General features: G+C 66.3%; 12 protein-coding genes. 7 read left to right on the top strand and 5 right to left on the bottom strand.

Translation table 11 applies throughout. The features are described from left to right. Positions 1–32: 32 nt before the first annotated feature. From C8C94_RS03405 to C8C94_RS03390, 4 genes are read right to left on the bottom strand one after another with little or no spacing between them, the layout of a single operon-like run. A complete protein-coding gene (locus C8C94_RS03405) occupies positions 33–626 on the bottom strand; it encodes a DUF2894 domain-containing protein (RefSeq protein ID WP_121419713.1) in 594 nt (197 codons plus the stop codon). After that, positions 619–1278, bottom strand: coding sequence for an OmpA family protein (locus C8C94_RS03400; RefSeq protein ID WP_055393450.1), 660 nt, complete (start codon positions 1276–1278; stop codon positions 619–621). Before C8C94_RS03400 ends, C8C94_RS03405 begins: the two co-directional genes overlap by 8 nt. Then, positions 1275–3701, bottom strand: coding sequence for a DUF802 domain-containing protein (locus C8C94_RS03395; RefSeq protein WP_121419712.1), 2427 nt, complete (start codon positions 3699–3701; stop codon positions 1275–1277). The genes C8C94_RS03400 and C8C94_RS03395 overlap by 4 nt, the downstream gene beginning before the upstream one ends. Beyond that, positions 3698–4513 carry a DUF3348 family protein gene (locus C8C94_RS03390; RefSeq protein WP_121419711.1) on the bottom strand — a complete coding sequence of 272 codons (816 nt, stop codon included), beginning with the start codon at positions 4511–4513 and terminating at the stop codon, positions 3698–3700. The genes C8C94_RS03395 and C8C94_RS03390 overlap by 4 nt, the downstream gene beginning before the upstream one ends. A 322-nt stretch (positions 4514–4835) precedes the next feature. Here C8C94_RS03390 and C8C94_RS03385 point away from each other — a divergent pair, with 322 nt between their 5' ends. After that, complete coding sequence (locus tag C8C94_RS03385; RefSeq protein ID WP_121419710.1) at positions 4836–5495, top strand: YitT family protein; 660 nt, start codon at positions 4836–4838, stop codon at positions 5493–5495. A gap of 27 nt (positions 5496–5522) precedes the next feature. Here the strand turns inward: C8C94_RS03385 and C8C94_RS03380 are convergent, their stop codons facing one another. Then, positions 5523–9074, bottom strand: a complete 3552-nt coding sequence (locus C8C94_RS03380) for an EAL domain-containing protein (RefSeq protein ID WP_121419709.1) — start codon at positions 9072–9074, stop codon at positions 5523–5525. A gap of 198 nt (positions 9075–9272) precedes the next feature. On the opposite strand from C8C94_RS03380, the gene C8C94_RS03375 reads away from it, so the two are divergent. The 6 genes from C8C94_RS03375 (at position 9273) to C8C94_RS03345 (ending at position 14608) form a co-directional block, all read left to right on the top strand. Further along, on the top strand, positions 9273–9755 hold the full coding sequence (locus C8C94_RS03375; protein WP_121419708.1) for a hypothetical protein: 483 nt from the start codon (positions 9273–9275) through the stop codon (positions 9753–9755). A 588-nt stretch (positions 9756–10343) separates the two neighbouring features. Next, entirely contained in the window at positions 10344–11795 is a 1452-nt protein-coding gene (locus tag C8C94_RS03365) for a TolC family protein (RefSeq protein WP_121422669.1), read from the top strand. 1 nt (position 11796) lies between these two features. Further along, complete coding sequence (locus C8C94_RS03360) at positions 11797–13179, top strand: multicopper oxidase family protein (RefSeq protein ID WP_121419706.1); 1383 nt, start codon at positions 11797–11799, stop codon at positions 13177–13179. Positions 13180–13200: 21 nt separating this feature from the next. Beyond that, the gene (locus C8C94_RS03355; RefSeq protein ID WP_121419705.1) at positions 13201–13698 is read left to right on the top strand and encodes a plastocyanin/azurin family copper-binding protein; all 498 of its coding nucleotides are present in this window, start codon (positions 13201–13203) and stop codon (positions 13696–13698) included. 17 nt (positions 13699–13715) lie between these two features. Then, the gene (locus C8C94_RS03350) at positions 13716–14255 is read left to right on the top strand and encodes a DUF411 domain-containing protein (RefSeq protein WP_199731171.1); all 540 of its coding nucleotides are present in this window, start codon (positions 13716–13718) and stop codon (positions 14253–14255) included. Then, positions 14252–14608 (top strand): copper-binding protein, encoded by a 357-nt coding sequence (locus C8C94_RS03345; protein ID WP_121419704.1) that lies wholly within the window; start codon positions 14252–14254, stop codon positions 14606–14608. Before C8C94_RS03350 ends, C8C94_RS03345 begins: the two co-directional genes overlap by 4 nt. Positions 14609–14618 lie beyond the last annotated feature (10 nt).

The following is a 14618-nucleotide window of genomic DNA, read 5'->3' as shown; positions in this document are numbered from 1 at the left end:
GCACCCGGCTTCCCCAGTCGCAGCCTGCGCACTCAGTGCTTGGAGGAGCGAGCCACACGACCTGGCTTGAGGGGTGCCCTGGCTGGCTTTGCAGCGGCCTGCTCTAGCCACAGCAGGCTGTCCATCTGCGATAAAAAATGCCGCAGGTAGTCCGGCGACAGGGACCGCATCAAGGCCAGGGAGCGCAGCATGAGGCGGTGCGCATTCAACGGCCCCGCGTTTTCCGGCCCACGCGTGAAGGCCTGGGCCACCTGTTGTTCCGCAGCAATCTTGGACCAGACTTCGCTGAAACGGCGCACGCTCTTCATGTCCGACACACTGGCGCCACCGCCCACCAGCACGCTGTCTGCGTCGGCCTGGGCGCGGGTACTGAGATCGCGGTTCAGTTGCGCCAGTGCAGATGGTGCACCGGCTGGCGCTGTGGCGGCCAGTGGCTGGCGGGGAGGTGTCCGGGTGCGCCTGGCGTAGTCCACCAAGGCGGCCTGCAGCCTGCGGGCCAGCACCTGCTGTACGGCGGGGGGCTGCGCAGGCAGGCGCGCGGCCAGCACCTCCAGGTACCGAAAGCGCACCGGGTCGTGGTGCTGCGCGCCTTCGGCCCGCAGGGACTCCAGGGTGGGCTCACTCATTGCGGGCGGGCTTGGCCTGGGCAGCGCGCGGTACGGGGGCCATCTCCACGCGGCGGTTCTGTGCCCGCCCCTTTTCGTCGGCGTTGTCTGCCACCGGCTGCTCGGCGCCAAAGGCCGCAGCAAACACCTGGGACGAGGGCATGTCCTCTTCGATCAGGGCGCGGGTCACGGTCAACGCGCGCTGGGCCGACAGCTCCAGGTTGTCGGCAAAACGCTGGTGGCGCCCTTGCAGCAGCGTGGTGTTGTCGGTAAAGCCACTCACCATCAGCATCTCGTCACGTTCGCGCAGGTACACCTGCAGCGGCTGCACCAGGCTCTGGAGCAGTTGCCGGCCTTCAGGGCGCAACTCGGCAGAGCCCGCCGCAAACAGCACGCTGCCGCTGATGCCGATACGGCCTTCATTGACCGTGACGCGGCCGCTGGCCAGCGGAATCGCCAGTGCTTTTTCCAGCGCCATGCGGCGCTTTTCTTCCATCTGCCGCTTTTCCACTTCCTGCTTGAGGCTGGCCACCAGGTCGATCTGTACCACCAGCACGCCCACCAGAATCAGCACAAACGCACCCAGCAAGCCCGCCATGAGGTCGCCAAATACGGCCCACACCGGGGCCGTCTGTTCGGTGGCATCGTCCAGCGTGTCGTCCAGGCCGGTCACGCGGCGACTCCCTGCACCGCTGCGGCCATCTGCCCGTTGAGGCGGCGCAGGTCTTCCACGATGCCCTGCTGCGAAGAAATGCTCAGGTCGATCACCTCGCGGGCCTGTGCCACGTAGTAGGCCAGCTGCTCATCGCTGCGGCTCATGGACTGGCCAATGGCGCCTTCGATGCGCTGCAGGCTGTCCATCAGCTTTTCGTTGCTGGCCGTGAACAGCTCCACGCCATGGCCAAAGGACTCACCCAGGCTCGACAGCTCCACCGCGCTGGCGGCCACGTGTGCCGACACTTCATCGACCTTGCCCGCCTGCGCGCCGAGCGCCTGGGCAAACTCCTGCCCCGCCTGCTCCAGCACCGAGGCCGCAGACCCCACCAGCGATTCAATGGCCGCACGCTGCTGCCCGGCGGCTTCGTTCACCGATTGGAGCAACACACCCAGTTGCTCCATCATGGCCGTGCGTTCTGCCAGGGCCGCGTTGTCGCGTTCGCTCAGGTGGGTCATCTCCTGGCGCAACTGGGTGATCACCTCAGCCGCGGCCTGCGGCACATCCGACGCCGTCTGCAGCAATCGCGTGAGCGGGGCTTCCAGCGCAGAACCCAGCGTGGCCAGGTGCCCGGCCACAGCGGCCTGCAGCGCATCGAGCCGCTCCACTGCGGCCTGGCCGCGTGCCGCCTCGGCATCCCGCAGCGCCACCAATTCCGTGCGCCACACGCCCGCGAGCGCATCCATGCGCTGGGCCTGGGTGTCGGCCCATCGGGCTTCGGCCTCTATGCGGGTGTGCAACAGTGCGTCCGACTGGTCCATCAACCGGGCGGCACCGCCCAGGGCCTGGTGGACCTGCTCGGTCATGCGCTCGGTGAGCTGCGCCGCAGCGCCCTCCAGCGCCTGGCACACGCCGCGCTGCTGCTGCGCCGTTTGTTCGCCCACCTGCTGCCATTGCTCCGCCAATCGGCTGGCCATGCCCTCCATGGACTGGCTCCAGCCCGCAAGGCGCTGCTGATCCGCCACTGCCTGGTCGGCCTGCGTTTTCTCCACCGTCTGTTCCAGCGAGGCCAGCAGCGTCGTGGTGCGCTGCTCGAAGGCCTGCGATGCCGTCTGCAGCGACTGGTCGAGCTGGGTGGCAGCGCCTTCGAGCGCCTGGCAGACGCCGCGCTGCTGCTGCGCCGTTTGTTCACCCGCAAGCTGCCATTGCTCCGCCAGTCGGCTGGCCATGCCCTCCATGGACTGGCTCCAGCCCGCAAGGCGCTGCTGGTCGGCCGCCAGTTGGGCCGCCTGTGATTGGGCCACAGTCTCTTGCAACGTGGCTAGCAGCGTCGTGGTGCGCTGCTCTAGCGTCTGCGTGATGGACTGCAGCGCGCTGCCCAACTGCGCCGCCTGCTGGTCCTGCGTCTGCGTGTGGCGGTCCAAGGCCTCCGTCCAGGTGTCCGCCACCTGGCGGGCCGTGCCCTCCCATTGGGCCGTGAGGGCGTGCATCTGCACGCCAGTGGCCTCGCGCAGCCGCTGGTGCGAGCGCTCAGCCTCTTGCGCCAGCGTTGCCATGGCCTGCTCCACCACCGGGCGGATCGTCTCACCCGCCATGCGGGCGCTGGCGCCCAGGCTGTCGTGCAGGGATGCCCCCACGGTGGTGGCCAGCTGGGTGTAGGCCGCAGCCGCCTCGCGGTGAAACACCTGCTGTTGGTCTTGCAATTGGCCGTTCAACTGTTCGTGGCGGCGCTCCAGCCCTTCCATCAGGCCTTGCAGGCGCTCTGCAATCAGCGGCATGGCCTGCGCCTGGGCCTGCAGGGCCTCGAACATTTCCTGGCGCCGGTGGGCTGCCGAGAAGGGGCGCAGATCACTAGCGATGCGGGCATCCAGCATGCGCAACGCTGCCAGCCGTTCGCGGCGGCACAGGGCGGACATCAGCCCCAGCATAGCCGACGCTGCCACCCCGGCCACCGAGGTACCAAACGACAGACCCAGCCCCTTGATGGGCGCGGCCAGCGCCGCCCGGATCGACTCCAGGCTGGACGAGGCCTCCAGTGCGAAAACCGCGCCATTGAAGGTGACCACCATGCCCAGAAAGGTGCCCAGCATGCCCAGCATGACCAGGAGCCCCACCAGGTACGGCGCCAGCGCAGGCCCCGGCAGGGGCACACGCTCCCCGTCGATCCGCTGGCGAACCGGGTTGCGCAAGGACGAATGCAGGCGCTCCAGCCAACCACCCAGGTCCACCAGGGGCTGCTGCCCCGGCCCGGCCAGCGCAATGGACAGCGACGAAGTCGCGGCCCGAAACTGCATCAGCTCATAGGCTCCCACCACGTAGACGGCAGCAATCACCACCGTCATGGCCAGCGCCAGAGGGCTCGACCCGACAAATCCCCATCCCACCCAGCCCACCACCGCCAGGCCCACCGCAAAGATGGCGGCCATCACACTCTTGTTCATTCGATCATTCCTGTTACCGGTTCCGGGGTCTTCGTGGTTGTGGGGGGACGGTAGGAGTCATGGCTCTGCGCCGCTTCCAGCAAACCAGCAAGGGGCTCCAGCCGCACCTGCAGCTCGGCCAGCAGCAGCGCCCGCAAGTCCTGCTCAAAGGCAAACAGCCAGCCGCCCGGCAGCACCCAGCGCTGCGGCTCATCGTCTCGCCCTGCAGCCTCCAGCTGCTGCTGGTGGGCTGCGCGCAAATGCGCCATCCGCCGCTCCAGATGGCCGGGTAGCGACGCCCACAGCCTTTGCTCACGCGCACCCAGCATCTGGTCCATCACCGCATCCAGCAGGGCCAGCCGACGCAGGCCCTCGGGGCCCATCGACAAGCTCTGCCGAATCAGCGCGCGCAAGGCAGCCAGTCTGGCATCCATCTGCTTTTGTAGCGCCAGATAACGCGCCGCGTGGACTGCAAAATCTGCCCCGGCCTCGGGGTCCGGGCCGTCGACAGGGGTGTTGTCGGCACGCTCTCGCACGGGTTTGGCGGGCGCGGCCTTGGCCGTGACCAAGTCCGTCAACTCGGCCCGGGTGGACTGAAGGCTGGCCTGCAATGCGCGCACATCCACCGTCCCCCGCCCCAGCGTAGTGACAGCCGGGGTTTGGCTGGACTCCAGAGCATGCAGCGCCCGGCTGAGCTTGACCGCATCCACGGTACTGAGCCACTGGCTGAGTTGCTCCGCCACATCCTGGCGCGCCGATCCACCTTGTGGCTGCGTCCATTGCTGGAGCAAAAGCACAAGTCTGGAGCTGTTGAGTCGGTGGGGCTGGTACATCAATCTGAGGCGTCCATGGCACCGGCCCCCCCGAAGGGTGGCGGGCGTCAGGGAGCAGGTCCCCGCAATGGGCAAAGCCCGCTATTTTCGCAGGAACGCTGCCGCCCCAGCCCCACATCGCTGTGCGTTGCAGGTGTTACATCTAAAGCAGATTGCAAGAATCGGCCAAAAAACCGCCAAGGAGCGGCCAGTTTTCCAGGACCGAGCCCCCACAGACATGCCGCTTCTTGACGGCGGACAAGTTCGGCACAGGGCTTGCATGCTTCAATCTGCGACTCTTTCCCCTGACCGGCACCCGCCGCCCTGCCCGCCTGCGCTCACCATGTCCAACCCGCCTGCACCCCACGCCCCTTCCCTGCCAAACCCTGCGCAAGTGGCCGCTCCTGTGGTGGTGCCGCACACGCTCACGGAAGATGCTGTGGCCATCTTCACCGGCGTGCTGCTCATTTCCGTAGGGGTTGCTTTTTTCACCAGCGCAGGCCTGCTGACCGGGGGAACCGCAGGCCTTGCGTTCCTGTTGCACTACGCCACGGGTATCGGCTTTGGCAAGATTTTCTTTGTGCTGAACCTGCCCTTTTACTGGCTGGCCCTGCGCAAGCTGGGACGCGCATTTACGGTCAAGACGTTTATTGCCGTGCTGCTGTTGTCGCTGCTGACCGAACTGCAGACTCAATTTCTGGAGTTTGCGCAGTTGCAGCCGCTGTATGCGGCCGTGGCAGGCGGGTTGATCACGGGCACGGGGTTTCTGGTGCTGTTTCGCCACCGTTGCAGCCTGGGGGGCGTGGGCATTGCCGCGCTGTACCTGCAGGACCGGTACGGATGGCGCGCCGGCAAGATCCAGATGGCGGTGGACTGCTGCATCGTGCTGCTGGCGCTGTGGACGGTGGAACCCCTGCGCGTTGCCTGGTCCATTGCCGGGGCCGTGGCGCTCAACCTGGTCCTGGCGATGAACCATCGGCCCGGGCGCTACATGGCGGTGTAAGCCGGGCCAGAACACACGGGCCAGAACTCAAACAGAGGCTGCCCGTGCCTGCAGGTACTGTTCCAGCACCCCGATAGGCACCGGGCGGCTGAACAGGTAACCCTGAAAGAGCGTGCAGCCGTGCTTTTCCAGAAACGCCCGCTGCGCGTCCGTCTCCACGCCTTCGGCGATCACGTCGATTCCCAGGCTCTGCGCCATGCCGATGATGGTCTGCACGATCAGCGCATCGGTGTGCTGAATGCCAATGTTGCGCACAAAGCTCTGGTCGATCTTGAGCTGGTCCAGCGGCAGACGCGTGAGGTAGGACAGCGATGACTGCCCCGTGCCAAAGTCGTCCAGAGAAAACCGCAGACCCAGGGCGCGCAATGCGTTCATCTTCGCGATGGTGTCGTCCACGTTGTCCAGCGCCAGGCTTTCCGTCAGTTCCAGCTTCAAACGGTCGGGCCGCGCACCGGTTTGCAGCAACACGGTGCGAATCTGCTCCATGAAATCGGGCTGCCGGAACTGCCGTGCGCTCACGTTCACGGACAACTGCAGCTGTTCAGTGGCGGGGTTGCCCTGCCAGCGGCGCAACTGAGCACACGCGGTCTGCAACACCCAAAGGCCTATGGGCAGTATGAGCCCCGTTTCTTCGGCCAAAGGAATGAACTCATAAGGGGGGACCATGCCGCGCTCCGGGTGTTGCCAGCGGATCAGCGCCTCGGCCCCGACAGGGCGTACACCACAGCCCACCTGGATCTGGTAGTGCAGCAAAAACTGCCCGGCAGCCAACGCAGTTCGCAGGTCGTTTTCCAGTGCAGCGCGGGCAGAGACCGCCGCCTGCATCATCGGATCAAAGAACCGGATCGCGTTGCGCCCCGCTGTTTTTGCGGCGTACATGGCCAGGTCGGCGTGTTTGACGACGTCTTCCACCGTTTGGCTTTGGCCGCTGAACAGCACGGTTCCCACACTGGTCGTGCTGTGCACATGGTGCAAGGCAAGCTGGTAAGGCTGGTTCAGGGCGGCAAGTATTTTCTCGGACACATTCTGTGCCTGCTCAGCCGCGTCGGTGGCAAGCGCATCCAGGTCTTCCAGCAGCACCAGAAACTCATCGCCGCCCAGGCGGGCCACGGTGTCGCCTTCGCGCACGCATCCCGACAGGCGCTGCGCAACCTGCTGCAGCAAGACATCACCCATGTCATGGCCCAGTGTGTCGTTCAGGGTCTTGAAGTGGTCCAGATCGAGGCACAACAGCGCCCCATGCAGGCCGGTGCGCGCGCTGGTGGCAAACGCCTGCTGAAGACGGTCCAGCATGAGGCGGCGGTTGGGCAGGTGTGTCAGCGGGTCATAAAAGGCCAGATGCTCGATCTCGCGCGCGGCCTGGGCACGCTGGGTGATGTCGCTGAGCGTGCCGACATAGTGGGTGACTTCGCCCCCACCGTCCGTGACGGCGGTGATGCCCATGAAGTGGAGATTGACCGCCCCGCTTTTGCAGCGGTTCCAGATTTCGCCTTTCCATTCACCGGTGTCCGAGAGGCTGCCCCACATGGCGTCGAAAAAGGCCTTGTCATGGTGGCCCGACGCGAGAAGGCTGGAACGCTTGCCCACCGCATCTTCCGCGCTGTAGCCCGTAATTTTGGTGAAGGCCCTGTTCGTGCGCAGGATGACGGTCTCGCGGTCGGTGACGATCATGCCCTCCTGCGACTCAAACGCAATGGCCGCAATGCGCAGTTCGTTTTCATCGCGCTTGCGCGCCGTGATGTCCTTGCCCACGCCCCGGTAGCCGCAAAATGTTCCGTTCACGTCAAAAATGGGTGTGCCGCTCACCGAAAGCCAGTGCAGCTGGCCCGAACGGTCTTTGCGCTGGAACTCGAAATCGCGGAACTCCTGATGGCGTTCCAGCAGCTCGCGGTGCTCCTGCCAGCGGGCTTCGCTCACCCCAGGGCCTGCCAACTCCCAGCGCGTCTTGCCCATGTACGCGGCCGCCTCCTGCAGCAGACGGTCTTTGTCGCTTCCGTCCACATGGGTCAGGCGGAACTGGGCATCCTGCTCCCAGTACCAGTCGGACGACAAGATGGTCAGGGTGCGAAAGCGCGCTTCGTTGTCTTCCAGTTGCTTGCGCACGCGGTAGGCCTCGGTCACGTCGCTGAACACCAGCACGACACCGACGATCTGCCCCTGCGCATTGCGAATGGGCGCCGCGCTGTCCGCAATCTGATACTCGGCACCGTCCCGCGCGAGCAAGGTCGTGTGGTTGCTCAGCCCCACCACCTCGCCCTTGGCCACCACCATCCGCACCGGATCTACCACCGGCTCCCGCGTGCTGGCATTGACGATGCGAAACACGTCCGTCAGCGGCTTGCCCAGTGCCTCGGGCAACGGCCAGCCTGTCAGGCGTTCGGCCACTGCATTCATACGTGTGATATGGCCCTGCGCATCCGTGGCCACCACCCCATCACCAATGGAATGCAGCGTGATGGACAGGTTTTCCTCACTCTGGCGCAACTGGGCCTCGGCGCTCTGGCGCGTAAGCGCCATGCGGTCAAAACGCTGACCCAACTCGGTCAACTCTGCCAGGCCGGTGGCGAGGGGCTGGGGGGCGGCATAACGGCCCTGGGCCAGTTCGTCGGTGGCGTCCAACAGGCGCCGCAATGGTTTCATCACGCCCCGCCGCACGCCCTGCTGGGCCAGCAGGAAAGACAGCGCAAGGCCAGCCAGCAAGAAGGCCACCTCGGTCCACATGTTGCGGTTGGCCGTGGCGTAGAGCTGGTCCAGTGGCACAGCCAGACTCATGGTGGCAACCGTTTTTCCACCCGACTCTATGAGCGGCTGAAACACCATCAACTGGTGTGATCCGGCCGCATTGCTGCGCTGCAATACCCCTTCGGCAGAGCGCTGCAGCGCCGCGCTGAAATCTGCGTCGGCCAACTGGGTTCCGAGTTCGGCCCCATCGGGCGGGAAACGCGCCACCACGCGCCCATCGGCGTCGGTCACACGCGCCACAGCCCCGGGTGGCAGGCCCAAATCGGCAAGCCGTAGGCTCCACCATTCCAGCGACACCACGGCCACTGCAGCGCCCACCACCTCCTGGCTGCCCGGCGGGACCACAGGCACCGCAAAGTTGACGCTCGCCACCTGGGCAGCCCGGTCGATCTGAAAAGCCCCCACCGAGAACTCCCGGGCGGTGATGGCGTGCTGGAAATAGGGCCGATTCGCCACGTTCACGGGCGCCTTCAACGGGCGGGCATTGCACAGCAGGTCGCCACTGGCCTGTGGCACACCAATGTTGACGTAAGTGGCGTTAAGCGACAGCACCTCGGCCAAGTACCTTCCACACTCGGGTTCCGCCGGCCGGTGCACCGAGGGCATGGCAGCAAGCTTCTGCAGAAAATCGCGGGTGTTCTGAATCAGGCGCTGCTGGCTGGCTGCCACGGCCCGCAGCGTGCCCAAAGCCTGGTTCTCTGCGGCGGCGATGGCGTCCATGCGGTGCGACCGTGCCTGGTAAACCGCCAGCAGCACGGCGGGCAGGGTCGCCACCAGAACCAGCCAGCGGATTCGCGCAGACAACGTACTCCAGGTTCCCACCAGCCAGGAAGGCATACCGACCTTTCGTCTTGCACAGTCATTCCAGGCACCGCAGGGCCAGGAGATGCACCGAACGCATTGTTACATCGTAAGCCGAACCGCCCTACATCTGCACCCCCATTTGCCCGCAGTGCCTGGTGGCCGCCCCAAGGGCCGGGTGCCGGAGATGTAACCTTTTGGGAACCTTGAGGCGTGCCGCCGTATCATTGGGACATGCGTCGCGGCCTCTATTTCGTGTTGATGGTGGTGCTGGTCCTGCGGGGACTTACCGGCACCGCCATGGCCGCCGGGGTCTTGCCGCCCCTGCTTCCTGCTAGCGCGCCGCATGCGCAGGAGCACATCCACCTGGTGGCAGCCGAAGCGGCATACGCGACTTCACAAGAGCACACGACTGACCAGGCCGCACAGGCCATGGCTGCAGAAATGCAGGAAGGCGATCACACCATCGCCCATCACGATGACCATGCCGTGCATGCTGCTGCGGCATCCGCGTGTGATGGTGAACTGGTGGGGTGTGCTGCACACGATCACCACTCTGCCGCATGCTCCGCCTGCGAAATCTGCCATTCGGCAATGCTCGACGCCGCCCCGGCAGCGTCCTGCACTCTTCGCCGCTTGGGCACCGCGCTGCCCACGGCGTCTGCACGGTTTGACAGTGCGCCTCCCGCACTGACCATCAAACCACCCATCGCCTGATCTCCAACGCCCGAAGTGCGTCTGCCCCAGCCTGAGCACCCCTGAAACAGGGTGGCCCGGGCGGTAGCGCAACACCTTTTTCGTCCGTTGTCTGGAGATCGCCATGCGCGCGCCTGCTTCATTTCCGTATCCCGCTTTATCGCCCCCGCGAACCGTCTGCCTTGTGCTGCTGGCACCGCTGCTTTCGCTGGCCCAGGGCCTTGCTCCCACCCCCAGCCATCCTCTTGCACCGGCTGCCGACACTACCTATGTTGCGGCCCCGACGGATCCACTGGCCCACCCCGCCCTCGTCCCACAACCCCCATTGCCCGGCGCGACCCCATCGCCCCAGTCATGGCGCGAGGCGCACGAGGCGGTGGCTGCCTTTCCCAGGGGGCATGCCGACATCGTCGCCTGGGAGGCTCGGCAGAGCGCCCAGCCCGCCACACCCCCGTCCACTGTCGAAGGGCAAAAAAGCCCCCACCGTCATCACCGTCATCACCACGGGCACCACGGCAGCAGCAGCAGCAACGGCCAGTCCGCTTCACCCACGCCGATGCACCAACGCCACCACGCACCGGGAGGCAAGCCATGAACCTCCCCGCCCAAATGCCGCACATTTCTCCACACCTTTCCCCACGCCTGTCTCCGCGCCTTTGCCTGCTGGCCGCTGCAGCCGTACTGGCCGGTTGCGCCAGTGTCTCGCCCGATGGCCTGCGCGGTGACGTCGCCACTCTCGCTGCGGGCCGCACCGGGGGCGTGCAAGCGAGCCTGCCTGCAGCAGACCCTGCCGCCCGCGCCTCTGCAGCAAAATCCGTCGAAGGCTGGCTGGCACAGCCCTTGACACAAGACGCTGCCGTGCGCATTGCCCTGCTCCACAACCCCGGCCTGCAAGCCCGCCTGGCCGCACTGGGCGTGGCCGACGCTGAGCGCGTGCAGGCCATTACCCTGCCCAACCCGCACCTTGCACTGGGGAGATTCACCAACAGCCACGAGCGCGAAATCGAGCGCACCCTGGCCTTCAGCCTGATTGACCTCATCACCCTGCCCTGGCGCACCGCGCGCCAGGCCGAGCGCCTGCAGATCGCGACGCTGCAAGCCGCGCAGGACGTGGTGACGCTTGCTGCCGACACCCGCCGCGCCTGGCTGCGTGCCGTGGCCGCGGAGCAAATAGCCGCCACCCACGACCGCATGGTCGAGGCGGCCGAGGCCGGTGCCGAGCTGGCCCGCCGCATGGTGCAGGTGGGCAACTGGAGCCGCCTGCAGCAGGCCCGCGAGCAGGCCGTGCTGCAAGAGGCCACCCGCCAGCGCGCCCGCGCCCGCCTTGCCGCAGCCACCGAACGCGAGCAGCTCAACCGCCGCATGGGCGTGTGGGGGCTGCAGACGCAGTACCAGCTGGCCAACCAGCTGCCGCCCCTGCCCGCCAGTGCCTTGCCCGCGGAGGGCATCGAAGCCACCGCGCTGCGCGAACGGCTCGATTTGCAAGCGGCCCGCCGCCAGCTCGACACCCAGGCCACCCGGCAGGGCTGGAGCCGCGCAGGCGCCGTGTTTGGCGACATCGGCCTGGCCTATAGCCGCAACACCACCACCGAGCGGGATGGCGGCCACCGCGAGATCACGCGGGGTTGGGAGCTGGAACTGCCTTTGCCCCTGTTCGACTGGGGCGGCGCAGCCCGCACTCGCGCCCAGGCCGAGGTGGAGCAAAGTGCCGCCCAGCTGCAGGACACCGCCGTGCGCGCCCGCAGCGAGGTGCGCGCCGCCTGGCTCACCTACCGCACCGCGCTCGACCTGGCACGCCAGCAGCAGGCTGAGGTGGTACCCCTGCGCCAGCTCATCAGCGACGAGACCACCCTGCGCTACAACGGCATGCTGGCCAGCGTGTGGGACATGCTGGCCGAAGCGCGCAACAGCACCCAGGCCGTGGCCAACGCCATCGAAGCACAGCGCGACTTCTGGCTGGCCGAGACCGATTTGCAGCTCGCACTCACTGGCACATCGCCAGGCGCCCTGCAGGGCCTCGCATCGGGCGCCGCAGCCTCCACCACCCCACAAGGCCACTGACATGAACCGCCGCAATTTCTTCTCCGGCGCCGCCACGGCAGTGGCCGCAGCCTCCGTCAGCCGCGCGGCCCTGGCCGCGCTGCCCGAGCCCGCCATGCAGACCAGCGCCGACACCGCGCCGCCGCTGCACCCGCCCACGGGCCGCCCCTACAACCCGGTGGTCACTTTGAACGGCTGGACCGCCCCCTGGCGCATGAACGCAGGCGTCAAGGAGTTCCACCTGGTGGCCGAGCCCGTGGTGCGCGAGGTGGCGCCCGGCTTCATGGTCAACATGTGGGGCTACAACGGCCAGAGCCCCGGCCCCACCATCGAGGTGGTTGAAGGCGACCGCGTGCGCATCTTCGTCACCAACCGCCTGCCCGAGCACACCACCATCCACTGGCACGGCCAGCGCCTGCCCAACGGCATGGACGGCGTCGGCGGCCTCACCCAGCCCGCCATCCAGCCCGGCAAGACCTTTGTGTACGAGTTTGTGGCGCGCCGCCCCGGCACCTTCATGTACCACCCGCATGCCGACGAGATGGTGCAGATGGCCATGGGCATGATGGGCCTGTGGATCACCCACCCGAAGGCTGCGCACCCGCACATCGCCAAGGTGCAGCGCGACTACGCGTTTTTGCTCAACGCTTTTGACGTGGAGCCCGGCAGCATGACCCCCAAGGTCAACACCATGCTGGACCACAACATCTGGTGCTGGAACAGCCGCGTGTTCCCCGCCATCAGCCCGCTGGTGGCGCGGCAGGGTGAGCGCGTGCGCATGCGCATCGGCAACCTCACCATGACGAACCACCCGATACACATCCACGGCCACGAATTTGAAGTGACCGGCACCGACGGCGGCCCCGTGCCCAAAAGTGCGCGCTGGCCCGAGGTGACCACCGACGTGGCCGTGGGCCAGATGCGGCAGGTCGAGTTCATTGCCGACGAGCCCGGCGACTGGGCCCTGCACTGCCACAAGAGCCACCACACCATGGGCGCCATGGGGCACGACGTGCCGACCATGATCGGCGTGGACCACCGGGGCCTGGTGGGCAAGATCCAGAAGATCGTGCCCGACTACATGGTGATGGGCGAGCGCGGCATGGCCGACATGGGTGCCATGGAGATGCCACTGCCCGACAACACCTTTCCGATGATGACCGGCACCGGCCCCTTCGGCCCGTTGGAGATGGGCGGTATGTTCACCACCCTCAAGGTGCGCGCCGACCAGCCTGCGGGCGATTACCGCGACCCTGGAGACTTCAAGCAACCTGCGGGCACGGTGGCCTACGAATGGCAGGGTGCCCCCGCCAGCACACCACGCCCCGCCCGCGCAGACACCCCAGGCACCGCGCCCGGCGCAGCGAGCGCACGCAAGCCCGCTGCCAGCGGCCACCAGCACTGAACCTCCCCATCAGCACACACCATGAACACTATTAAATTGATAGCTGCTTGCGCTTTATGGATAAACGCTAGCACCTCTTTTGGCCATGAAAACGCCCATCACACCGCATCGAACACCCCGGTGGTCAAGGAGCAAAAGGACTGGGGCATCGCAGGCGACGCCAAGGCCGTGCGCCGCACCATCACCGTCCGCATGACCGACGACATGCGCTTTGCGCCGAATCACATCGAAGTGCGTGAGGGCGACACCGTGCGGCTGCGTGCCGAGAACAAAGGCAAGGTGTTGCACGAGATCGTGATCGGCACCAAGGCCGAGCTGAACCAGCACGCCGAGATGATGAAAAAGCACCCCGGCATGGAACATGACGAGCCCTACATGGCCCACGTGGCGGCGGCCAAGACCGGTGACATCGTGTGGCACTTCAACCGCGCCGGGAGTTTTGACTTTGCCTGCCTGATCCCCGGCCACTACCAGGCAGGTATGACCGGCACCATCACCGTGCTGCCCCGCAACCAATAACGCCAGGAGGACACGCCATGACCATTTCACGCAATCCACGCTCCGCATCGTTCGCAGCCAACCCTCCACGACGCCAATGGTTCACCACCGCCCTGCCTTTGCTGGGCGCGGGTTTGGCCATCGCGCTGCTGCCGGGTATGTCACGCTCAGCCACCAACACCCCCACACCACTGGAGGTGTGGAAAGACCCCAACTGCGGCTGCTGCCAGGACTGGGTGGACCACATGCAGGCCAACGGCTTTGCCGTGAAGGTGCACGCCACCGGCAACAACGCCGTGCGCGCACAGCTGGGCCTGCCGCAAAAGCTGGGCTCGTGCCACACCGCCCTCGTCGGCGGCTATGTGGTGGAAGGCCATGTGCCTGCCAGCGACGTGCGCGCGCTGCTGCAGCAAAAGCCCAAGGCCCTGGGCCTGGCGGTGCCTGGCATGCCCGTGGGCTCGCCCGGCATGGACGGCCCTGCGTATGGCGACCGGCGTGACCCGTACGACGTGCTGCTGGTGGCGCGCGACGGCAGCACCCGTGTTTTCAAAAGCTACAACAAGAAGGCATCGACATGAAAATCCTTTACATCCCACTGGTCGCCAGCCTGCTTCTCCTGGGCGCAGGGCCCGCTCTGGCGCAAGCCCCCACCGCTGCAGCCTCCGATAGCCACAACAGCCACCATCCGGCCCCGTCGGCGACCCAAGCGGAACTGAGCGAAGGCGAAATCTCCCGTTGGGACCCGCGCACACTGCGCCTCACCTTGAAGCATGGCGAGATCAAGAACCTGGAAATGCCGCCCATGACCATGGTCTTCCGCGTGGCGGACGCCAGCGTGGTGGGTGACATGAAACCGGGTGACAAGGTGCGCTTTCGGGCCGAGCAGGTCAATGGCACTTACCACGTCAAGCAGATCGAAAAGGCCCGGTGAGCCCCCTGCC

The organism is Acidovorax sp. 94 (assembly GCF_003634645.1).
Lineage (GTDB): Bacteria > Pseudomonadota > Gammaproteobacteria > Burkholderiales > Burkholderiaceae_C > Acidovorax > Acidovorax facilis.
This window is presented reverse-complemented; position numbering and strand designations above follow the sequence as displayed.

Excerpts from the sequence above, each read along its gene's own strand:
- C8C94_RS03365 (WP_121422669.1), top strand. The coding sequence starts at position 10,344 with ATGCCGCACATTTCTCCACACCTTTCCCCACGCCTGTCTCCGCGCCTT.
- C8C94_RS03345 (WP_121419704.1), top strand. The coding sequence starts at position 14,252 with ATGAAAATCCTTTACATCCCACTGGTCGCCAGCCTGCTTCTCCTGGGC.
- C8C94_RS03350 (WP_199731171.1), top strand. The coding sequence starts at position 13,716 with ATGACCATTTCACGCAATCCACGCTCCGCATCGTTCGCAGCCAACCCT.
- C8C94_RS03395 (WP_121419712.1), bottom strand. The coding sequence starts at position 3,701 with ATGAACAAGAGTGTGATGGCCGCCATCTTTGCGGTGGGCCTGGCGGTG.
- C8C94_RS03385 (WP_121419710.1), top strand. The coding sequence starts at position 4,836 with ATGTCCAACCCGCCTGCACCCCACGCCCCTTCCCTGCCAAACCCTGCG.
- C8C94_RS03355 (WP_121419705.1), top strand. The coding sequence starts at position 13,201 with ATGAACACTATTAAATTGATAGCTGCTTGCGCTTTATGGATAAACGCT.
- C8C94_RS03360 (WP_121419706.1), top strand. The coding sequence starts at position 11,797 with ATGAACCGCCGCAATTTCTTCTCCGGCGCCGCCACGGCAGTGGCCGCA.
- C8C94_RS03405 (WP_121419713.1), bottom strand. The coding sequence starts at position 626 with ATGAGTGAGCCCACCCTGGAGTCCCTGCGGGCCGAAGGCGCGCAGCAC.
- C8C94_RS03390 (WP_121419711.1), bottom strand. The coding sequence starts at position 4,513 with ATGTACCAGCCCCACCGACTCAACAGCTCCAGACTTGTGCTTTTGCTC.
- C8C94_RS03375 (WP_121419708.1), top strand. The coding sequence starts at position 9,273 with ATGCGTCGCGGCCTCTATTTCGTGTTGATGGTGGTGCTGGTCCTGCGG.
- C8C94_RS03380 (WP_121419709.1), bottom strand. The coding sequence starts at position 9,074 with ATGCCTTCCTGGCTGGTGGGAACCTGGAGTACGTTGTCTGCGCGAATC.